21 protein-coding genes and 1 tRNA gene are annotated in these 21,572 nt (G+C 49.6%); all 22 read right to left on the bottom strand.

The annotated features are described in order from the left end of the window. Window positions 1-24: 24 nt before the first annotated feature. Window positions 25-1,305 (bottom strand): amidohydrolase, encoded by a 1,281-nt coding sequence (locus QZ105_RS02855; RefSeq protein ID WP_293728342.1) that lies wholly within the window; start codon window positions 1,303-1,305, stop codon window positions 25-27. Window positions 1,306-1,316: 11 nt separating this feature from the next. Next, window positions 1,317-1,994, bottom strand: a complete 678-nt coding sequence (locus QZ105_RS02850; protein ID WP_293728341.1) for a class II aldolase/adducin family protein — start codon at window positions 1,992-1,994, stop codon at window positions 1,317-1,319. After that, window positions 1,994-3,238 (bottom strand): adenosylhomocysteinase, encoded by a 1,245-nt coding sequence (locus QZ105_RS02845; RefSeq protein ID WP_293728340.1) that lies wholly within the window; start codon window positions 3,236-3,238, stop codon window positions 1,994-1,996. Before QZ105_RS02845 ends, QZ105_RS02850 begins: the two co-directional genes overlap by 1 nt. A gap of 3 nt (window positions 3,239-3,241) precedes the next feature. Beyond that, window positions 3,242-4,294, bottom strand: a complete 1,053-nt coding sequence (gene mtnA, locus QZ105_RS02840) for an S-methyl-5-thioribose-1-phosphate isomerase (RefSeq protein ID WP_293728339.1) — start codon at window positions 4,292-4,294, stop codon at window positions 3,242-3,244. A gap of 10 nt (window positions 4,295-4,304) precedes the next feature. Further along, window positions 4,305-5,102, bottom strand: coding sequence for an S-methyl-5'-thioadenosine phosphorylase (mtnP, locus tag QZ105_RS02835; RefSeq protein WP_293728338.1), 798 nt, complete (start codon window positions 5,100-5,102; stop codon window positions 4,305-4,307). Between the two features lie 2 nt (window positions 5,103-5,104). Next, window positions 5,105-5,773: an HAD-IA family hydrolase gene (locus QZ105_RS02830; protein ID WP_293728337.1), complete on the bottom strand. Its 669-nt coding sequence runs from the start codon at window positions 5,771-5,773 to the stop codon at window positions 5,105-5,107. 270 nt (window positions 5,774-6,043) lie between these two features. Beyond that, a complete protein-coding gene (locus QZ105_RS02825; RefSeq protein WP_293728336.1) occupies window positions 6,044-7,336 on the bottom strand; it encodes a glycosyltransferase family 2 protein in 1,293 nt (430 codons plus the stop codon). Window positions 7,337-7,379: 43 nt separating this feature from the next. After that, complete coding sequence (gene pssA, locus QZ105_RS02820; protein WP_293728335.1) at window positions 7,380-8,063, bottom strand: CDP-diacylglycerol--serine O-phosphatidyltransferase; 684 nt, start codon at window positions 8,061-8,063, stop codon at window positions 7,380-7,382. Then, window positions 8,063-8,692 carry a phosphatidylserine decarboxylase family protein gene (locus QZ105_RS02815; RefSeq protein WP_293728334.1) on the bottom strand — a complete coding sequence of 210 codons (630 nt, stop codon included), beginning with the start codon at window positions 8,690-8,692 and terminating at the stop codon, window positions 8,063-8,065. The genes pssA and QZ105_RS02815 overlap by 1 nt, the downstream gene beginning before the upstream one ends. Window positions 8,693-8,875: 183 nt before the next feature. Further along, entirely contained in the window at window positions 8,876-9,604 is a 729-nt protein-coding gene (locus QZ105_RS02810; protein ID WP_293728333.1) for a WecB/TagA/CpsF family glycosyltransferase, read from the bottom strand. Window positions 9,605-9,619: 15 nt separating this feature from the next. Further along, window positions 9,620-10,324: a response regulator gene (locus QZ105_RS02805; protein WP_293728332.1), complete on the bottom strand. Its 705-nt coding sequence runs from the start codon at window positions 10,322-10,324 to the stop codon at window positions 9,620-9,622. Window positions 10,325-10,326: 2 nt separating this feature from the next. Continuing rightward, window positions 10,327-11,988: an ATP-binding protein gene (locus QZ105_RS02800; protein WP_293728331.1), complete on the bottom strand. Its 1,662-nt coding sequence runs from the start codon at window positions 11,986-11,988 to the stop codon at window positions 10,327-10,329. Next, on the bottom strand, window positions 11,972-13,582 hold the full coding sequence (locus tag QZ105_RS02795; protein ID WP_293728330.1) for a peptide chain release factor 3: 1,611 nt from the start codon (window positions 13,580-13,582) through the stop codon (window positions 11,972-11,974). The genes QZ105_RS02800 and QZ105_RS02795 overlap by 17 nt, the downstream gene beginning before the upstream one ends. A 12-nt stretch (window positions 13,583-13,594) precedes the next feature. After that, window positions 13,595-14,167, bottom strand: a complete 573-nt coding sequence (locus QZ105_RS02790) for a hypothetical protein (RefSeq protein ID WP_293728329.1) — start codon at window positions 14,165-14,167, stop codon at window positions 13,595-13,597. Window positions 14,168-14,234: 67 nt separating this feature from the next. Beyond that, window positions 14,235-14,311: transfer RNA gene (locus tag QZ105_RS02785), tRNA-Pro, on the bottom strand. Window positions 14,312-14,408: 97 nt separating this feature from the next. Next, entirely contained in the window at window positions 14,409-15,323 is a 915-nt protein-coding gene (gene thrB / locus QZ105_RS02780; RefSeq protein WP_293728328.1) for a homoserine kinase, read from the bottom strand. A gap of 9 nt (window positions 15,324-15,332) precedes the next feature. Next, on the bottom strand, window positions 15,333-16,637 hold the full coding sequence (locus QZ105_RS02775; protein ID WP_293728327.1) for a homoserine dehydrogenase: 1,305 nt from the start codon (window positions 16,635-16,637) through the stop codon (window positions 15,333-15,335). A gap of 45 nt (window positions 16,638-16,682) precedes the next feature. Then, window positions 16,683-17,129 (bottom strand): ACT domain-containing protein, encoded by a 447-nt coding sequence (locus tag QZ105_RS02770; RefSeq protein WP_366935967.1) that lies wholly within the window; start codon window positions 17,127-17,129, stop codon window positions 16,683-16,685. A gap of 138 nt (window positions 17,130-17,267) precedes the next feature. Further along, a complete protein-coding gene (plsY, locus tag QZ105_RS02765; protein ID WP_293728325.1) occupies window positions 17,268-17,897 on the bottom strand; it encodes a glycerol-3-phosphate 1-O-acyltransferase PlsY in 630 nt (209 codons plus the stop codon). A 23-nt stretch (window positions 17,898-17,920) separates the two neighbouring features. Beyond that, the gene (gene der / locus QZ105_RS02760) at window positions 17,921-19,249 is read right to left on the bottom strand and encodes a ribosome biogenesis GTPase Der (protein ID WP_293728324.1); all 1,329 of its coding nucleotides are present in this window, start codon (window positions 19,247-19,249) and stop codon (window positions 17,921-17,923) included. Between the two features lie 249 nt (window positions 19,250-19,498). Continuing rightward, a complete protein-coding gene (locus QZ105_RS02755; RefSeq protein ID WP_293728323.1) occupies window positions 19,499-20,008 on the bottom strand; it encodes a cob(I)yrinic acid a,c-diamide adenosyltransferase in 510 nt (169 codons plus the stop codon). A gap of 9 nt (window positions 20,009-20,017) precedes the next feature. Beyond that, window positions 20,018-21,301 (bottom strand): DUF512 domain-containing protein, encoded by a 1,284-nt coding sequence (locus QZ105_RS02750; RefSeq protein WP_293728322.1) that lies wholly within the window; start codon window positions 21,299-21,301, stop codon window positions 20,018-20,020. Window positions 21,302-21,572: the final 271 nt, after the last annotated feature.

The following is a 21,572-nucleotide window of genomic DNA, read 5'->3' as shown; positions in this document are numbered from 1 at the left end:
AATATTTCTCCTCGTATGATGCTCTTATTTATTGATAAGCCTTTGCGCGCAGGCTTCAGCCTCGGCGTAAATTTTTTCCTCGTCGAAGGTCAGCAGCCTGCCCTGCTCCACAACCTTTTTACCGGCGACAATAACCGTGTCCACATCGCTGCTGTTAGCTGCGTAAACCAGCTGGGACAGCTTGTTGTGGCGCGGGTACCAGTAGGGCTTGTGCATATCCCACAGCACAATATCCGCCAGCTGGCCTGCTTCCAAGCGACCCAGCTGCGCAAAGCCCAAGGTCTTAGCGCCGTCCTCCGTAGCCATCGCCCAGGCTTTGGACGCAGGCACTGCCAACGGATCGAAAGTAGTAGCCTTGTGCAGCATAGCTGCGGCACGGCATTCCTCCAGCATATCCAGATTATTATTGCTGGACGCGCCGTCGGTGCCCAGGCCAACGCAGATGCCTTTTTGCAGCATAGCCGCAACCGGCGCGATACCGCTGGCCAGCTTCAGGTTGCTCTGCGGATTGTGGGCTACGCGCACTTTTTTAGCGGCCATAATATCCATATCCTCGTCGGTCAGGTGTACGCAGTGAGCGGCGATAGTGCCCAGCTCGAACATGCCCAGGCTGTCCATCAGCTTGATGGGCGTTACGCCATGCTCCTTAACGCAGCTTTCCACTTCAAATTTTGTTTCGCACAGGTGCATTTGAATTTCCGCTTTGTGTTCCGCCGCTGCCTCAATAACCTTTTCCAGGTAAGGCACCGGGCAGGTATAGGGCGCGTGCGGGCCGTAGGTAACGCGAATGCGTCCGTTGTCGTAGCCCTGCCAGTTTTCAGCCAGCGTATTATTTTCCGCCAGTTTGACGTCTTTATCGGGAGCTACGCCTATAAGACCGCGGCACAAGTTGGCGCGAATGCCGGTTTCGGCGCAGGCGCGGGCCACGTCCTCCATAAAGGCGTACATATCGGCAAAGCAGGTCGTGCCGCTTTTCAGCATTTCCACGATGCCCAGCATAGCGCCCCAGTAAATATCGTTGGCGTTCATTTTGGCTTCAATGGGCCAAATCTGATTTTCCAGCCAGTCCATCAGCGCCATATCGTCGGCATAGCTGCGCAGCAGCGTCATAGAAACGTGGCCGTGGGTATTGACCATACCTGCCGTAGCCAGCTTGCCCTTGCCGTCGATAATTTCGGCGCCTTCCATATCCGCAGGCGTGTCTATGCCTACATAGGTAATTTTATCGTTCTCCACGGCAATGCACTGCATTTGCCCGTTGGTAGTATGTAAAAGCTCGATATTTTTAATCAGCAGCTTGCTCAAAATATCACTCCTTATTCTTCGCCCATTTGCCGTTTGGAATAATGCTGTTCGTAAAAGCTGTGCATTGCTGCGGCGTCGGCCTCGTCCAGCTCGTATACCTTGCCGCCGCAGCTGGAGCAGATAACGGCAATCTGCGCCGCCTTTTCCAAAATTTCGGCAACCACCAGCGCGTCGTCAAGAGATTTGCCCCAGCACACCGCACCGTGATTAGCCAGCAGCGCCGCCTTGCGTCCGGCCAAAGCCTTCACTGCGGCGTCGGCCAGCTCCTGCGTACCGGGAAAGGCATATTCGGCGCAGTTAACGCTGCCGCCGCAAATCTGCACAATGTCCTCGATGATGGCCGGAACAGGACGGCGCATGGCTGCTAAAGCGCTGGCATAAATACTGTGAGTATGAATTACGGCCTGGGCCTCAGGGCAGGCTGCATAAATTGCCACATGCAGCTTGCTTTCCGAAGACGGAATGCGCTCGCCGTCGACAACGCAGCCCGTATTATCCAGCAGCACTACGTCGCTGGGCGCTAAATGCTCGTAACCGCGCCCGGACGGCGTAATCGCGATGGTCTGCTGGCCTGCGCGGCAGCTGATGTTGCCCCAGGAGCCGGCGACCAAACGCTTTTCTATCAGCCTGTGCCCCATTTCCACGATAGCGGCACGGGCTTCGTTGGCAGATAAATACTTATCCATCATTATTCGGCGGCCAGATAAGCCTTTTGCTCCTCGGTCAGAGTATCGATGCCCGCGCCCATAGCGTGCAGCTTCAAGGAGGCAATTTCCGTATTCAGCTCTTCCGGCAGCACATACAATTTATTTTCCATAGCGCCCTTATGCTCCAGCAGATACTTCATAGCCAGGAACTGCATAGCGAAGGACAAATCCATAATTTCGATGGGATGGCCGTCGCCGCAGGCCAGATTTACCAAACGGCCCTCGCCCAGCAGATTCAGCTTGCGGCCGTCGGCCATGGTATAGGTCATAATATTTTTGCGCACCTCGTAAGGAGCAGCAACGGACAGCTCCTCCAGATGATGCTTATTGATTTCCACGTCAAAGTGACCGGCATTGCACATAACTGCGCCGTTCTTCATCACCTTCATATGCTCTTTGGTAATAACGTCCTTGCAGCCAGTTACGGTAACGAAAATATCGCCGTACTTAGCCGCCTCCTGCATGGGCATAACACGGAAGCCGTCGAATACCGCTTCGATGCCTTTAATGGGGTCGACTTCGGTAACGATTACGTTAGCGCCCAAGCCCTTGGCGCGCATGGACACGCCCTTGCCGCACCAGCCGTAACCGGCTACGACAACGGTTCTGCCAGCTACGGACAGATTGGTAGTGCGCATAATGCCGTCCCAGGAGGATTGACCGGTACCGTAACGGTTATCGAACAAATACTTGCAGTAAGCGTCGTTAACGGCAATCATGGGGAAAGCCAGATGACCGGCGGTAGCCAGCGCCTTCAAACGATGTACGCCGGTGGTGGTTTCTTCGCTGCCGCCCAGCAGCTTGCCAATCAAATCGCGGCGTTCGCCGTGCAGCATATTTACTAAATCGCCGCCGTCGTCGATGATCAAGTCGGGCTCTACCTTCAGGGCTTCGCGCAGATACATATCGTATTCTTCATTAGTGCAGGCGTGAGTTGCAAAAACGGTAACGCCGCTGTCAACCAGGGCTGCGGCAATCTCGTCCTGAGTGGACAAAGGATTGCTGCCGGTTACGACTACGTTCGCGCCGGCATTTTTCAGCACCAGCGCCAAATATGCGGTCTTAGCCTCCAAATGAATGGTTACGACCATATTCAAGCCTTTAAAGGGCTTCGTCTTGCTGTATTCCTCATTCAAAATATTCAGCAGGGGCATATATTCCTTGGCCCAGGCAATGCGCTGATGGCCTAAAGGCGCCAGCTTAATATCCTTAATGATGCTTTCCATGTACTAAAAATCCTCCTTGCTCTGCTTCTGCAGCTCTTGAATATTTTCTATATAGGGCGCGCGAATCACGCCATATTCAGTAATGATACCGGCAATCAGCTCCGACGGAGTTACGTCGAAAGCCGGGTTAAAAACGTCCACACCGGCTGGCGCAGTCTGCTCGCTGCGGAAGCTTTTGACTTCTTCGGCAGCCCGCTCCTCAATGGGAATCTGCTCGCCGCTGGTCAGCGTAAAATCAAAGGTGCTTACCGGAGCGGCAATATAAAAGGGAATGCCGTGAGCTTTGGCCGCCAAGGCCACGCCATAGGTTCCTATTTTATTAGCCGCGTCGCCATTGGCCGCAATACGGTCAGCACCCACAATCACGGCGTTGACGCCCTTGGTTTTCATAGTCCAGGCCGCCATATTATCTGTAATCAGCGTCACTGGCAAATCATCCTCTGCCAGCTCATAGGCTGTCAGCCGCGCGCCTTGCAGCAAGGGCCGCGTTTCGTCAGCGTAAACCATACGCAGCTTGCCCTGCGAATGAGCGGTGCGCAGTACGCCCAGGGCCGTGCCCCAGCCGCAGGTAGCCAAAGCTCCGGCGTTGCAGTGGGTCAGTACTACTGCGTCCTGCGGCAGCACGGCAGCGCCGTACTCGCCCATTTTTTTATTGCGGGCAATATCTTCGTTATAAATTTTGACAGCGGCTTTTTCCAGCTCGCCAATAATTTTATAGGGCGCGTAATCCTGCTCATGCAGCTTTACTGCCAGTTGGTACTGCTTATCTGCGGCCCAGGACAGGTTGACAGCCGTAGGCCGGGCGGATATAAGATCGGCGCGCACAGCGTTCAGCGCTCCTAAAAAGTCGGGCTTGTCGGCAAGCTGACGCGCACCCAGCACCATAGCAAAGGCGGCCGCAGCGCCGATAGCCGGCGCACCGCGAACCTCCAGCCGCTGAATCGCCAGCTTCACCCGCTCGTAATCGCGGCAGGCGATAAATATACATTCCTGCGGCAGATGGGTCTGATCTAACAGCTCCAGCACACCCTGCTGCCAATGCATCGTTTCTACCATCGCAGGCTCCTTACAGCTTAAAGCCGCCAAATTCCTTGAGCGCCTCGTGGCAGCCGCAGCTGGCTTCGGCAGGCTCGTTGTAAGCGATAAAGGCGGTAATCAGCTTTTCCATATTTTGAATACTCCTGCCCATGGCCTCCACTACCTCGCTGTGAGATAAGGGCGTAGGCGAAATTCCCGCCGCCATATTGGTAACGATGGAGCAGTTAGTATAGCACATTTCCGCCTCGCGGGCTAAAATAGCTTCCGGCATATTGGTCATACCAACGACATCGCCGCCCAGCATAGCGAACATTTTAATTTCAGCGGCGCTTTCAAAGCGCGGGCCTTCTGTAGCAACGTAAACGCCATGCTTATGAAAAGAAATATCGGTTTTTTCCAGGCATTTGATAACCTTTTCCCGCAGAGCCGGGCAGTACGGATAGGAAAAATCCGCATGCACCACGCCGCGCTCCGGCGTATCGTAAAAGGTATTGATACGGCTTTTAGTAAAGTCCAGCACATTGTCGCAAACGACAAAATGTCCGGCCTTCATTTCCGGATTAAGGCTGCCTACAGCGGTGGTTGCAAAAATTTCTTCGGTGCCCAAGCTTTTCAGCGCCCAAATATTAGCGCGATAATTTACCTTATGCGGCGGCGTTTTATGCCCCACTCCATGGCGGGTAATAAAAATCACCTGATTTCCTGCCATGTGGCCGATATTGCATAAGGCCTGACCATAGGGGGTTTCTACTATCTTTTGTTCAAAGCCGTTCAAGGCTTCGGGGCTGTAGATACCGGTACCGCCAATAATAGCAATTTTACGCATACTTAATCATCTTCCTCCGTTCTGTTTAAATGTTCTATAAGATCCAGTAAAGCTTCAGGGTCGTCGATAACGAAATCGGGAACGCCCTCCAGCAATACCTTGTCCAAAGCAAAGGCCGTATATTTGACGGCAGCCGTTACTGTACCGGCTGATCTGCCGCTCTGCATATCATAAGGGCTGTCGCCTACGCAAATGCATTCCTGCGGCTCCAGGCCCAACCGCTGGCAGCCCAAAAGTACGGGTGCAGGATGCGGCTTGCCAAATTCTGTGTCCAGCACTGTAACCTGAGCGTCAATATACTGCGACAAGCCCAAACAATCCAGCCCTCGCTGCAGCATGGGCGGCTTTTTGGACGTAACTACGGCTATTTTAAAGCCGCGTTTTTTTAAAGCGGCCAGCAGCGCCTTCACGCCGGGAATAGGCTCGATCATTGTGTCGTGATGCTCTTTGTTGAACCAACCGTAAGTGGCTCGCAGCTCCTCCAATTTATCAGGAGCATTCGTCAGCACAATAAAGGCGTCGGCCAAGGGCAGGCCGATAGTGTTGATAATGGCCTCTCGCGCGGGCTTTACTCCTAAAATTTTTTGGCAGCTGTATTCAAACGCCGCTACGATTAAATCAATCGTATTAGCCAGCGTGCCGTCAAAATCAAAAAGAATTCCTTTAATCAAGATTTAGCTCCTTTAAACGAGTTCTATTCTTATAATTATATCACAAATCAGAACTGCATTTCAGCACATTTTTGCGAGCATATTAAGCACTGACTTAAAATTAAGCCGCGTAATTTTATACATAATAATTATAGCACACTTTTACCATTCAATACCTGTCAAAAACTGCATTATCCATCAGCAAAGCTGATGTAAGTATGAAAAATTTGCAACATTTCTGCTCGCATACGAAAAAGCTCCGCAGCCTTTACTGCGGAGCCAGATAACAATTTATTTCTCTTTTTCTTTTGCGAACACTACTTCTTTAGGCCCGTCGTTTACTGCATCCTCCGGAATAATAACGTCGTCGAAGCTGATGCCGCGGGTGTGCAGCGTATGGTTCCATTCATGGTCATGGCGATGCCACCAGCCTAAGGCCGTAATAGGTACCCAGCTGTAAATAAACAAGGGATACAGCAGCAGATACATCCATGATTTAAAGGAAGCGCGGATTTTCCACAGCACTGCTACCGGGAAAATATATTGTCCGAAGCCAATAATCGTCCAGACCTCCAAGGGAATAACCTTGTACAAAATATTAGTGTAAAAAGGCTCGATGCTGTTGATATAGCTGCACAGCACGAAAAAGGTAGACACCATCAAAAAGTAAGGCTGAATTAAATTGACGGAGCAGTCCAGCATTACGATGTTGCGCTTTTTGAATGCCTTTTTCAGCATGGGCAGCAGATAGCGGTCGGCTACGTCAAAATGTCCCTGGGACCAACGCTTGCGCTGATTCCAGGACGCTTTGAAGGTCAAGGGCTTTTCGTCGTAAATAATAGCGTCGTGAGCCCAGGTCGTGGGGATATTTTCCATCATAGCCTGAATAGTAAATTCCATATCCTCCGTCAGACAGGTGGCACGCCAGCCGTACCGCTTTAAGACCTGCGTATCAAAGCACATACCGGTGCCGCCCAGGCAGCAGCTCAGCCCCATATTGTATTTTGCCAGGCTCCATACATGGTTGACAATCCAGAAGGATATCGCAAACACGCCAGATACCCAAGTATCCGTAGGATTTTTCGCGTCGATGTAGCCCTGAATTATTTTTTCGCCATGGCACAGACGGCTGTTCATTTCTTTCAGAAAATCTGGATGCACCAAATTATCGGCGTCAAAAACGCAGACAGCGTCGTACTGGCGCTTCATCTTGAACAAACGCTCAAACATCCAGGCCAGCGCAAAGCCCTTGCCCTTACCCGTTTCGCTGAAGCGTTCGTGTACTAAGGCGCCGGCTTCGCGGGCTACTCGCGCCGTATTATCGCTGCAATTATCAGCTACCACGAAAACGTCGTATAAAGCGTTGTTATAATGCAGCCTGCGTAAATTATCCACCAGCTGCGCGATTACTCTTTCCTCGTTATGAGCGCAAACCACCAACGCGAAGGTCTTGCTTTCGTCGTAAATCTTTACTTCCTTCTTCTTGCCGAACAGGCCAAACCAAGATACAAAAAAGTAATAAACAGTAAAAAATATAATCAATAATTGCAGGGGTATCATGATTATATCAAAATAGGTATACATGAAAAGGCTCCTTTACTCCCTCAAAACTTCTCCCAAAGTCTTGTTACTTATTTTTGCCGGTTACAGCGCGATAAATATGATTGATAATACCGGCGATAGTATAAGTAAACATACAAATGAAGGGCCAGGCAGAAGGACGCTCAAAGAGCATGACCGCACCGATAACCAGCGCGATGATTACAGGAAGCCTGTACATAGGATTGCCTTTGCCCTTAAAATCAGGAAATCTTACGTTACTGTACATGATAATGGCGATTATCAGCGTCATAGCAGCAGTCATAACAGCATTCAGCTGATAGCCGCTCAGAACATAGGCCGCTAAAAAGCAAGCGCCCGCAGGAATGGGCATGCCCTGAAAATAACCGTGGACAACGCCAGTATTACAGTTAAAGCGAGCTAAACGCAAGCAGCCGCCTACGGCAAATAAGGCTGCGATAACCTGCCCTGGCACTCCCAGCTCCTGCATACCAAACTGGTAAATCATAATAGCCGGAGCTACGCCGAAAGAACACATATCGCATAAGGAATCCATTTCCTTGCCAAAATCGCCGCCGCCCACGCCTAAGGCTCTGGCGGCACGGCCATCCAAGGAATCAAAGATTACGGCTATGACTATGAAGATGGGCGCGTAGAAAAAATCGCCCTGAATAGTTTTAAAAATAGACAGTATGCCAAAAATCAAGCTGGCGGAGCTGATGCTGTTGGGTATAAGACGACGGTAGTTCATTATGCCTTAATCCTCCCTACTACGGTCACGCCGCCAACGACGGTTTGCCCCTTTTTCACGGTGATCTCCACATTGCGCGGTACGATCAGCTCTGTGCTGGAGCCGAATTTAATCATACCATAGGTTTCGCCCTGTTTAAGCTGGTGGCCCACCGTTACCCAGGACACGATGCGGCGCGCCAGCAGGCCTGCTACCTGAATGACCAGAAAGCGCATCCGACCGTTGTCAATGCCGATAGCATGACGCTCGTTTTCAAAGGAAGCAGATTTTTCGTAGGCCGGCACAAATTGGCCGCAGGTATAGCGTTGATATTTAATTTCGCCGTCCAAAGGACTGCGATTGGTATGCACGTTGAAAACGGAAAGGAAAATCGTCAGCTTTAAAGCGGGCTCGTTTAAATATTCGTCGTCATAAATTTCCTCTACGCCCATGACCGTGCCGTCGGCCGGAGAATATAAAATATTAGGGTCATAGGGCATGCTGCGGTGAAAATCGCGGAAGAAATAGGCAAAGTACAGCGCCAGTACAACAGGAATAACAGCCCATACCGCTCCGAACAGATAATACACAACAGCGGCTACAACCAGAGATGCAATAATAAAGGGATATCCTTCTTTGACAATAAACATAAACAGCCTCGCTTTCCATGGCTTTATATAAAAGCATTATACATATACAAAAAGTGATGGCGGCCTTTGCGACAAAGCTCATTCCATCACTTTATTATAATACACGATATAATTTTTGTCCATGATAACCGTTAAACATTTAACATAAATAACGGCAAACAGCAAGCAGATTTATGTTAAATCTTATTTACCGGAAAAAATTACCTTGAGTACAAATTTAGGCAAAGCCAGCATGCGGGTAAAGCGGCTAGGCTGTTTATACAGGCGGAAGGCCCACTCCAGCGAAGCGTCCTGCATCCATTTAGGAGCTCGCTCCATTTTACCGGCAAATACGTCGAAGCTGCCGCCGATGCCCATCAAAATGCGCGGACGCAGCTGCTTTCTGTGCTGCAGCAGCCATTTCTCCTGCTTGGGCGCGCCTAACGCGACAAACAGCATATCTGCGCCGGAAGCGTTAATAGCCTCGATAATCGCAGGCTCATCCGCTTCCGTAAAATAGCCGTTGTGGCAGCCTGCTACCTGCACTCCGGGATAGAGGCTTTCGGACTTGGCTTTAGCGGACTCCGCCACGCTGGGCGAACCGCCGAAGAAAAATGCCTTATAGCCTTTTTTTGCAGCCAAAGCCAATAGCTTATTAAACAGGTCAAAGCCTGCTACGCGCTCCGGCACCTTATGGCCCAAATAGCGCCCTGCCCAAACAGCTCCCGCGCCGTCAGGCAGCACCAGCTCTGCCTCCTGACTGACGATTTTATTGTAGCCTGCATCCTCCTGACACATCATAATGATTTCTGCATTAGCGGTGACAACGAAGGTTTGCTCCTTTTCCAGCATACGCTGCTCCAGAAAATCCACCGATTGCTGCATGGTCAGAGGATGTACGGGAACGCCTAAAATTTTTATTGGCTCTTGCATTTTTATAGCCTCACTTTATTGAATATAGGCCTTCAAAACATCGCTGTGCTTATCTAGGCACAGGTATTTATATACCGGACGGCCCACGGAGCCGCGATGCAAATCCAGCTTCAGTAAATGCAGGGATTTTAAAAATTCCAGATATTTGCGGATGGATACACGGGAAATGCCCACCTTAACGGCTACTTCTTCCGTAGTAAACATACCGTCGATGCTGCGGATACACTCCCATACCGTACCTAAAGTATTTTTATCGAGTCCCTTCGGCAAGCTGACAAGTACCTGATCCTCCTGCCGGATAATAGTCTGGTCCAAATCGGACTGCTCGATAATGTTCTGATCCTCTACGATATGATAGCGCTTCAGATAATTGTTCAACGCCAGGTTAAACCGTTCAAATTCAAAGGGCTTGATAATATAGTCGACAGCGCCTAAACGCAGCGCCTGCTTAATCTTATCCTTATCGTTTGCCGCAGAGACGATAATAACGTCCACGTCATAAGCATTATCGCGTATCTTGGCCAGCAGCTGCAGGCCATCCATGGTAGGCATAAAAATATCCAAAATGAGCAGATCGTACTTTTTCTGAGCCAAAAGCTTTAAAGCCATGTCGCCGTTATTGGCAATGCCGCATAGCTGATAGCCTTTAATCTGGCTAAGATAGTGCTCATGGAGCTGGGCTACCATCGGATCGTCTTCAACAACCAATACGTTGATCATGTTTAGTCCTCCTTCTTGACGGGCAATCGTATGGTAAAGGTGGTTCCTTCACCCTCTGCTGATTCAACTGTAATAGTACCATTAAGATTATCTATACTCTGCTTAACAAGAAACAGTCCAAAGCCGTGGCCGCTGTCGCTCTTGCTGCTGAAGCCGCGCTGATAAATCTTTTTAATTGTCTCCTCGCTCATACCCGGGCCGGAATCCTCGACCACAATGACGATCTCCCTGTCAAAATCAAGAATGGACAGGTTAACAATGCGTTCGCCGTCAAAATTTTTGAGGGCCTCAAAGGAGTTTTCAATAATATTCCCGACGATAAGAACCAAATCGTGTACAGACGGCACCTCCAGATCGCCGCGCAGCTCGCTTTCCTCCGTCAGCGTGAAGTCGATAGCCAGCTCACGGCTGCGGCTCATCTTGCCTAAGATAAAGCCCGAAAGGGTAATATCCTTCAAACGGGTTACGACATAAGAAACCTCAGAATTTCTGTTATGCGCAATTTCCTGCGTATAATTCTTCAGTTCGTCGTAAGCCTTCATTTCAATGAGCCCCATAATGACGTGCATCTTGTTCATAAACTCATGGGTTTGCGCTCTGAGCGCCGTCGCATAGTTTTTAAAGCCCGTCAGCTGGTTTGCCATCTCCTCTACTACCGACTTTTTGCGGAAGGTAATAACTGCGCCTAAAATACGGTTGCTGGACAGCAGCGGTACGGCCGTAAAGACGAAAACGATATTGCCGAATTTAGTCGTAGCATCAACTAAGGTTTTACCATCTTTAATAATATCATTTAATGAAATATGTTTCAATACATCCGTGGCATATTTGCCGTGCAGATCGCTGCCGTTAGCTATACCGGCCTGCCGCAGCAGGTCGCGGGCCTCCGAATTGATTACGGTAATAATGCCTAGATTGTTGACGTTGATAATGCCTTCGCGTACCGAATTCAGAATAATATTGCGCTCCTGCAGCAGGCGGGCAATTTCTTCCGGCTCATAGCCAAACAGTACCGTTTTAATGCGGGCGGCCAAAAAGATAGCGCCTACAATGCCGACGATTAAGCCTACCATCGTAGTCAGCAGCAAAAACATAACCGCATCGATGGTAGAATTATTAAGAATATCGTCGGAATAGCCCGTAACGACATAGCCGATGGTTTCGTTATTTGTATCGCGCACAAAGCCCAGCGCTTTATTGGGTATGTCATAATTTTCGCGCCAGTTAATCGTATTGCGCAAAGCGTACCGTTCCATCAGGCTGCGGGCGCTTCCCTCAAAATTAGGCAGATTGCCGGGATTATACATAACGCGCAGATTGTGATGCTTGTCGTAAATGGCTACGCCGGCTTCGTCCGAATGGTCCACCTCATTAACGTAGGCTGTCATATAAGCGTCGATTTCATCGCTGGGATCAGCGCTGGCATTTTGCTGAATTAAGCTGGACTGAATTTCCTCAGAATTGCACAGAATGTTGTTGATACTTACGGCGTTAATGCTGACGCGGTCGTAAATCACCTTCGACACGCGATAGGTGGTAAACAAAGACGCTGGCAAAAGCGCTACGCAAACAACTAGGCTAATCAGGATAACGATTTGCTGCGACAAAGAAAACTTTTTATTTAATTTTAAACAGATAAGCTCGCCCTTAAATTTTTTCCACATCTGCAGGCACCGTCAAAAACTGTATTCCGGGATTACGCTCCAAAATCCAATTCAGGGACCATTCGTTGCTTACGAGAATAACCGGGCGTTCCTTCTTATCGTACACCAGCATACCGTTATCCAGACCCTTAATATTGTCGATAAGCTTTTTATCTTCCGCATATACCCAACGTGCTACCGAATAAGGCAGCTGATTCATCAAAAGCTGCGCGCTGTATTCGTTGAGTAAGCGGTATTCCAGCACCTCCAGCTGCAGTACGCCGACTACGCCGACGATATAGCTTTCCAGGCCTACTCCCTTTTGCTGGAACACCTGAATAGCGCCTTCCTGCGACAGCTGGATTATTCCCTTTTCAAACTGCTTGCGCTTGAGGGAATCCTTGGGCTGCACGCGGGCGAAAATTTCCGGCGGGAATACGGGGAAATCCTCGAATTGCAGCTTTAAGCTATTGTCGCTCAAGGAATCGCCGATGCCGAAAATACCGGGGTCAAACACGCCGATAATATCGCCGGGATAAGCCTTTTCTACAATAGTGCGCTCCTGCGCTAAAAATTGCTGCGGCTGCGCCAGCTTCACTAGCTTGCCGGATTGCTTGTGATAAACGCTCATACCCTTATCAAAAACGCCGGAGCAAATGCGCATGAAAGAAATTCTGTCACGGTGGGCAGGATTCATATTGGCTTGGATTTTGAAAACAAAAGCAGAGAATTTTTCGTTGTCCGGTTCTATTATTGTACCATCTTGCAGCGTTCTAGGCTGTGGCTTGGGAGACAATTCCAAAAATTTTTCCAAAAAGCTCTGCACGCCGAAGTTGGTCATAGCGCTGCCGAAAAACATTGGCGTCAGCTCGCCTGTGTTTACCTTATCCAAATCAAAGGTGTCGCCAGCCATATCCAGCAGCTCAATGTCGTTGCACAGGTTTTCGTACAGCTCCTCCCCCAGCATCTTCTTAATTTTAGGGTCGTCCAGAGAGCCGGTGGTAGATTTCAGTTTATTGGAGCCGTGGCTGGTATCGTCCTCAAACAGCTCGATAGTGTTTTGCAGGCGGTCATATACGCCCTTATAATGACCGTCGATGCCAATGGGCCAGTTGACAGGATAAGCGCGAATGCCTAAAACCTTTTCCAGCTCGTCCATCAGGTCGAAAGGATTGCGTCCGTAACGGTCCAGTTTGTTGATAAAGGTAAAAATAGGCAGATGACGGCGGTGGCAGACCCAGAAGAGCTTCTTCGTCTGCGGCTCTACACCCTTGGCCGCATCGATAAGCATAACGGCGCTATCGGCAGCCATCAGCGTCCGGTAGGTGTCCTCGGAAAAGTCCTGATGACCGGGAGTATCCAAAATATTAACGCGGTAGCCGTCGTAATCAAATTGCAGTACGGAGGAAGTTACGGAAATACCGCGCTGCTTTTCAATTTCCATCCAGTCGGACACAGCGTGCTTATTGCTTTTTCTTGCTTTGACGGAACCTGCCAGATGAATAGCGCCGCCGTACAGCAGCAGCTTTTCCGTTAAGGTAGTTTTGCCGGCGTCAGGATGCGAAATAATGGCAAAGGTCCGGCGTTTTTCAATTTTTTCTAATAGTTCCTGCATAAGATCCCCCTATCAATCCTCAATGGTTTCATCCATATTTTGCGCCTCGTATAATTTATAGGCTTCCAGAATTTGCTTTTTGATATAATCGGGTACGGGGATTTCCGTCTGCAGCTCGCCGCGCATGGTTACGCGGAAGGCCACATTATCGAATTTTTCTCCGCCGTAGGTTTCACAGGTAAAGGAGGTACGCATAAATTCGTCCGTAAAAATGCAATCCTTCAGATAATGAGCCTTTCGCTCCTTGTTCCAGGCGTCGTAAACGGCGTACAGCCTGCGCTGCGCCTCAACGGGAATATCCTCGCCTACGACTACAGTTTCCGTTTCTTCGAGGGGCGTGCAGTCCATATTATGGTAAACGCTGCCGTCCTCCAGCTCGATATCCACGGTCATCACGTAATCCTTTTCGGTAAAGCTGGCGCTTTTAATCTGCCATTTAGCATGCCATTTGGCGATACATTCCTGGCAGATAAATTTAGTATCGCGGATATTCGCGTTCAAAAAGTTGTCGCGGTAATACAATTTTTCACCAGGCACAAAGGTATTGCCGCATTCGCTGCAAATAAGGTCTAAGGTACGAATCATTGGTAATGCCTCCAAAAATAAACGTAAAAAAAGCCTTTACGCAAACGTAAAGGCTATAGATCCGACATGGTCGGAGCGGCGGGATTCGAACCCACGACCTCTTCCACCCCAAGGAAGCGCTCTACCAAACTGAGCCACGCCCCGACTACTTTGGGTTGTTGCCATATCTTAGCAACGAATAAGATTATACTGCATTAAAATGCTTTTGTCAATACTTTCCAAGTAAAAATCTTCAGATTATCTAAATAGCTTTTACGCCGTCAGTATCCAAATCAAGTATATGGTACGCGCAATGTTCTCCTTGAGCGGCAAAAGCGCATTTCATAGCTTCCGCAATAGCCTGGCAATCAGCTTCCGGCGCAGCGTATGCCATAACCGTAGAGCCTGCGCCGCTGATAATAGCGTTATATGCTCCGGCTTCTTTAGCCGCGGCAAAAACTTCACGCAGGCCGGGTATCAAATGAGCGCGATATGGCTGGTGCAGCTTATCCTCCAGCGCCGCCCCTAAATACTGGTAATTGCCGCTCAGCAGCGCGCCTACCAAAAGCGAAGCCCTGGAGGTATTGAATACCGCGTCCTTATGCGCAATATTAGCCGGGATAGCCTGACGCGCCTGCACTGTAGGCAGCTTGCTATCCGGCACTACGGCGATAAATTTCAAAGGCTTGGCGGGCTGCAGGCGCAGGGAATGGGCCTTGCCGTTATCCATATAGCTGATAGTAAAGCCGCCGTAAATAGCGGGAGCCACATTATCCGGATGGCCCTCGATATCCGTAGCTATACCCAAAAGCTCGTCCTTGTTATAATAATTGCCGCACAAGCAATTGGCGGCATACAAGCCGGCTACAATAGCGCTGGAGCTGCTGCCCAAACCGCGGGACATAGGGATGCGGTTATGCATCGTTACCTTGAGGCCAATGCGCTGGCCGCCAGCAGCCTTATTCCACACGCGCAGAAAGCTGGCAAAGGCTAAATTACGGCCGAAGGGCTTGAGATAATCTGCACCCTCACCCGTTACGCAAAGCTGAAAGCCTTTGGTGTCCGTTATTTCATAGGTTACTTCGTTGTAAAGCGTACATGCCAGCCCCAACGTATCGAAGCCGGGGCCGCAGTTGGCGGAGGTAGCCGGAACCTGAATCGTTACTTTCTTCATCATGCCGCACCTCTAGGATAAGCTGCTGTCCTCAACGCGGATGACGCAGCTCACCTTCTCTACTACCGGCAGTACCTGCAGAATTTGCAGCGCCATTTGCAGATTGGATTCCGATACGCTGTGCGTTACTACAACAATCTCGGCCTTCTGTCCTAAAATACCGTTCGTCTGCAAAACATTGCGCAGGCTGACGTTTTGTGCGCCGAAAGCAGCGGCGATAGCCGCCAGAGCGCCCGGCTGGTCCAGAACCTGCAAGCGGATATATGCAGGAGCAGCCATTTTTTCCGGCGGGCACAGCTTCTTTTCCTTGAAGCAGGTACAGCTGATGCGCCCATTAGAATGATGCTGCATATTGCGGGCGATTTCAATAATATCGCCGCAAACGGAGCTGGCCGTAGGCAAACGGCCTGCGCCCAAGCCCAAGAACATGGCTTCGCCGATAGCGTCGCCGTTTACGAAAACTGCGTTATATACACCGTTAACGCCTGCCAAAGGATGGCTTAAAGGCAGCATGGTAGGCTTAACGCAAACCATAACGCCGTTTTCCGGATCATTTTTAGCAATAGCCAAAAGCTTGATGGCATAGCCTAAATTTTGAGCATATTTAATATCGCTGGCTTCAACGCTTTCAATGCCCTCTACCAGCACATCGTCCAGACTGATGCGGGTGTTGAAGGCTATGGAAGCCAAAATAACGATTTTGCGCGCCGCGTCCAGGCCGCCTACGTCCGCGGTAGGGTCGGATTCGGCATAGCCCTTTTCCTGCGCTTCCTTCAATACCTCGTCATATTCCAGATGCTCGTTGGACATTTTCGTCAGCATATAGTTAGTAGTGCCGTTGACAATGCCCATCACGGAATTGATAGTATTGGCGGCCATACTGGTTTTTAACGGTTCGATAATGGGAATGCCGCCGCAAACGCTCGCTTCAAACATAAAATCGCAATTATGCTTTTCCGCCAGAGGAAACAGCTCGGAGCCATAACGCGCCAATACGTCCTTATTGGCGGTAACTACGTGCTTGCCGTTTTCAAAGGCCTGCGCGATATATTCCTTGGCCGGATGCTCGCGGCCCAGCAGCTCGACGATAATATCGATATCCTTATCGTTCAGCACATCGTCCGGAACATCGGTAAAGATATATTGATCGCCAAATTCCTTTTGCCGCGCTTCCGCATTTCTATCTAAAATTTTTGTAATGCGAATAGGTTTGCCTACCTTTTGCGTAATTGCCGCAGCATTTTTCTCTAATACTTTAATAACGCCGCCGCCTACGGTACCGGCTCCCAAAAGGCCGACATTGATAAAATCCTTCATAACTTCCCCTCCAACTTCATAATATTACAGCTATTTACAGGCTGATTAGACCTGACCCAATACTTCTAAACGCTTTACGCCGTCGATCATGCGCAGCTTATCCAGCAGGGCTTCTAGGTCAACGGTCAAATGCTTGGTTTCAATAGAAATTGTAGTATTGGCCACGCCCTGCAAAGGAATCCCCTGATTGATGGTCATAATGCTGCCGGACTCGTCGGCTACGGTATTCAGAACCTTGGACAGTACGCCGGATTTATGCTCCAGCAGCAGGGACAGGGTAATAATCTTTTCTTTGCTGGCTTCATAAAACGGAAAAACAAAATCCTTATACTTATAATAAGCGCTGCGGCTGAGACCCATTTTTTCTACAGCCTCGTTAATCGTCTTAATTTCGCCTCTCTTGAGAATCTCTTTTACCTTAATAGTCTTTTTAATAGCTTCCGGAAGAATTTCTTCACGAACTAAATAAAATGTAGATTTTTCAGGCATAATAATGCCTCCCTTCTTTACACAGAACTCTTTGTTTATTATAGCACTGTTTGTGTGAAAAGTACAAAGGTTTTTGTGAAAAAAGACTGACAAAAAGATGTATTCAGCATCTCTCTGTCAGTCTTGATTTTATGATTAGCTTTACTTTTTCAGATTGTTGGCGTTGCCCGGCTTAATCTTACTTTCTGTACCGGACAGCAAGCGCCCGATGTTTTCCTTATGGCGCAGCACCACAAAGAAGCCTGCAATCGCGCCTAAAACTATGTAGGCCGGCGGATAGGCGAAATACCAGGCCATAATAGGCGTACACACCGCGGCTACAATGGAGCCTAAGGAAACATAGCGCGTTGCCATAACCAACGCCAGCCAGATGAGAAAGACCGTACCCGCTACCTTGGGCATCAAAAATACCAGCAGTCCCAAACCCGTAGCCACGCCCTTGCCGCCCTTAAAGCCTAGGAATACCGAATAATTATGCCCTAAGAGCGCGCCCAAGGCCGTCACAACATCTAATACCGGATTGTGAAACAAATAGCTTACCAAAGCCACTGCGGCGATACCCTTGAGCATATCGCACAGCAGCACCAAAACGGCTGTCTGCGGGCCTACGGTGCGAAACACATTGGTCGTGCCAATATTTTTGCTGCCGTAATCGCGTATATCGATGCCATGAATGGCCTGCACCAGCCATAGCCCGCTGGGAATAGAGCCGCCTAAATGTCCCAGCGCAAAGCCCATTAAATAATGGACAACCCCTACCTCATTAAACATAAAAAATCACCTGTCTTTAGCCGTTATTCGTCCTCGTTTTTGCCGCGAATGATCATTTGTATCGGCGTACCCTCAAAGCCAAAGGCTTCGCGCAGCTTGTTTTCTAAATAGCGTTGATAGGAAAAGTGCATAATCTCCGGCTCGTTGACGAAGATAACGAATGTGGGCGGTTTAATCTTAACCTGCGTTACATAAAGAATCTTTAAGCGCTTGCCCTTTTCTGTCGGCGGCGGGTTGATAGCCACAGCGTCCTCGATAACCTGATTAAGAATACTGGTAGAAATACGCATAGCATTTTGTTCGGCTACATAGGAAATAACCTCCGGCAAGCGGTGGATACGCTGCTTGGTAATGGCGGAAACGAAAACGCAGGGCGCGTACTGCAAAAATACCAGCTCTTTGCGCAATGTTTCCGTATAGCGCAGGGTGGAGCTGTTGTCCTTTTCATACAAATCCCACTTATTAACCACCAGAATGACAGCCTTGCCTGCCTCATGGGCATAGCCGACGATACGCTTATCCTGTTCGGTAACGCCTTCTACGGCGTCGAAAACCATGAGCACTACGTCGCTGCGGTCCACAGCGCGCAGAGAACGCATAACGCTGTATTTTTCAATGGGCTCGTCCACCTTGGCCTTGCGGCGCATACCGGCAGTATCGATAAAGAGATATTTCTGCCCATTACGTACTACGGGAGTATCGATTGCGTCGCGGGTGGTGCCGGCAATATCGCTGACAATGGAGCGCTCCTCGCCTACCAGCGCGTTAAAAATGGAAGATTTGCCTACATTGGGACGGCCGATAAGCGCTACTTTGATTTCATCCTCATCGTCCAGCTCGCTTTGCATCTTATCGCTGGGGAACTTAGCGACAACTGCATCCAGCAAATCGCCTAAGCCCAAATGATTGGACGCCGAAACCGGTATCGGTTTGCCGATGCCCAGATTGTAAAATTCAAAGGTATTCATCTCCTGCTTGGGAGAATCGGCCTTGTTGATCGCCAGAACAATAGGCTTTTTCGATTGACGCAGCATACGCGCTACGTCGGCGTCCTCAGTAGTAATACCGCTGCGGGCGTCGCAGACAAACAGAATAACGTCCGCTTCCTGAATAGCGATCTGCGCCTGCTGGCGAATGGATACGGCGATAGCGTCGGCGTTCATAATTTCGATGCCGCCTGTATCCACCATCATAAATTCGTGAGCCAGCCATTCGGCCGTAGCATACAAACGGTCGCGGGTAACGCCCGGCGTATCCTCCACAATGGATATCCTACTATTGGCAAAAATATTGAACAAGGTCGATTTGCCCACATTAGGACGTCCTACTATCGCAACAATAGGTTTTCCCATAATACGTTTCCTCCATAATAATATAAATTTCGTAATCTATCCAGCAAAGTAATGTAAAATCTTTATTATACAGACTGAAAAGAAAGCGTTAGAGACGAGAAAGGGCGACGACGGTGTATAATTAATACTCCTCATCCTTCGGATATTAGCACGACCAACGATTATTCGTTTCACTCATGTTCACGAATAATCGGGTCTTTGCGTCAGGAGCCCTGACGAAGTATATGACGCTTTATTTGCAGTCTAAAATCAGTGGTCGATGCCGTTGCGCGATGCAATCCCCCTGTGGAAGTAATGCTTAATCTCCTGCATATCCGTTACCAAGTCGGCAATTTTCAGCAGCTCCTCCGGTGCGCCGCGGCCAGTAGTAATAATTTCCAGCGTATGGCTGTACTGCCGCAAAAATTCGCAAACCTCGTTCGTTGGCAGCATATGGGTTGCCAGCACGATGTTCAGCTCGTCTAAAATAATAATGTCCGCCGCTTTTTGAGCGATAGCTTTTTTTGCTTCCTCCCAGCCAGCACGGCACAGCTTTAAATCCACCGGATCGGGATTGCGGAAATTTACGAAAGCGTCGCGTCCTACCTGCTTTAAAACAAAGCCCGGCAGCAGCCGCGCCGCTCTAGCCTCGCCGTAAGCGGGGTCGTCTTTAAGGAAGGACAGCATCAGCGTCTTTAAGCCGTAGCCTGCTCCCCGCAGCGCCACGCCTAAAGCGGCAGTAGTCTTGCCCTTGCCTGTGCCCGTATATACCTGCAGCATAGTACCACCTTATCTTTCCAATAGTAAATGCAAAAGCTCTTTAGCGTCCTTAGCCAGTTCCACCCTGCCGGGATAGGCCTGCTTGAACTGCTCCAAGGATTTATCGTCTAAAAACAGCTGGTCATTGTTTAACACTACAGAGGGCAAAATAATGCGCTGCTCCTGTACGGCGCTTAAAATATCGCCCGCAGTCAGCAGACCGGTGACGTTCACTTTACCGCCAAAGAACAAATTAGGTACAGCCGCGAAACGGTGCTGAGCGCCGAAACGGCAGTTAAACTTTTCCATCAGCGGCTGCAGCACCTGATAAGCGCTTTCGCCCACAGGAATTACCGCCGGGGCCGTAGGCTTCCAGCCCTGCAGCTTGCCGCACTCCTTGCGCCATTCGTCTATAAAGGTGCGGGTCAGGCCGATGCCGTTTTCCAGCTGCGGAAAGCCGTCATACCATTCGGCAAGAGGTACCTCCCTGCCTGCAAGCAGGTAAAATTCGTCGCCTAAATAAATAAAGGACTTGCCCGTTTCTTCCCGGCATTGCTTTTGCCAAAGAGCAGCCTGGTCTACAATCGCCGCCGCTTCCTCCTTCATGAAAGTACGCAGCGGATGCAGCGCTTCCCTGTGCTTCGTCAAGCCTACCGGCACAACCGCCATTGTCAATACCGAAGGATGCAAAGCGTATAAATCGGCAAAGGTTTTAGCCAGCACTTCCCCATCGTTATAGCCGGGGCAGCAAACAATTTGCGTATGCACCTGAATACCAGCGTCAAATAAACGCCGCAGCTTAGGCATCAGCTCACCGGCAAAACGGTTCTTCATCATCTGACAGCGCACTTCCGGGTCGGTAGCGTGCACCGAAACGTACAAAGGCGTCATATGGGTACTGATGATGCGCTCAAAATCAGCATCCTTCATATTTGTCAGCGTAATAAAATTACCGTACAAAAAGGACAGACGGTAATCGTCGTCGCGCACATAAAGGCCAGGCCGCATACCGGGAATCATCTGATCGACAAAGCAAAAGATGCACTTGTTATAACAGGTGCTTACCTTATCAAAAACTGCCGCTTCAAACTCCAGGCCCAAATCCTCATCAGGATATTTATCAATATGCAGCTGACGGCGCTGACCGTCGGGGCCCTCCAGCTCCAGCTCCACAGCGTAGTCAGAAGTACAAAAACTTAATTCAATAATATCTTTAACCTGTACGCCGTCCACAGCAAGCAGCTTATCGCCGGGCTGAATACCGGCCTGCTCTGCCAGGCTGTTTTTGCGCACGCCACTAATAAGTCCTACCATGACAACTCCTATTACAAGCTGCCGGCCAAGGCGCAAAAGCCTCTAAGCCAGCAAAAAAATCGCATAATAATCCCTTGAGAAACAAATCGTCATTAAATTATATCATATATTGCCTGTAATTTCCATAGTCTTGTAAAGGGCTGGCATTTTACTGAAAGTTAAAAGAGCCGCTGCAAGCAGCGACTCTTTTATGTTGACGATATTATGCTTTAGAAACTCCAGCGCACGCCCGCGTTCCACTGCCACGGCGTAGCTACGTTGCCGCCGTAGG

Source organism: uncultured Phascolarctobacterium sp. (assembly GCF_905212365.1).
Taxonomy (GTDB): domain Bacteria; phylum Bacillota; class Negativicutes; order Acidaminococcales; family Acidaminococcaceae; genus Phascolarctobacterium_A.
The sequence above is the reverse complement of the archived record's forward strand: the minus strand, read 5'-3'. Positions and strand labels throughout refer to the sequence as shown.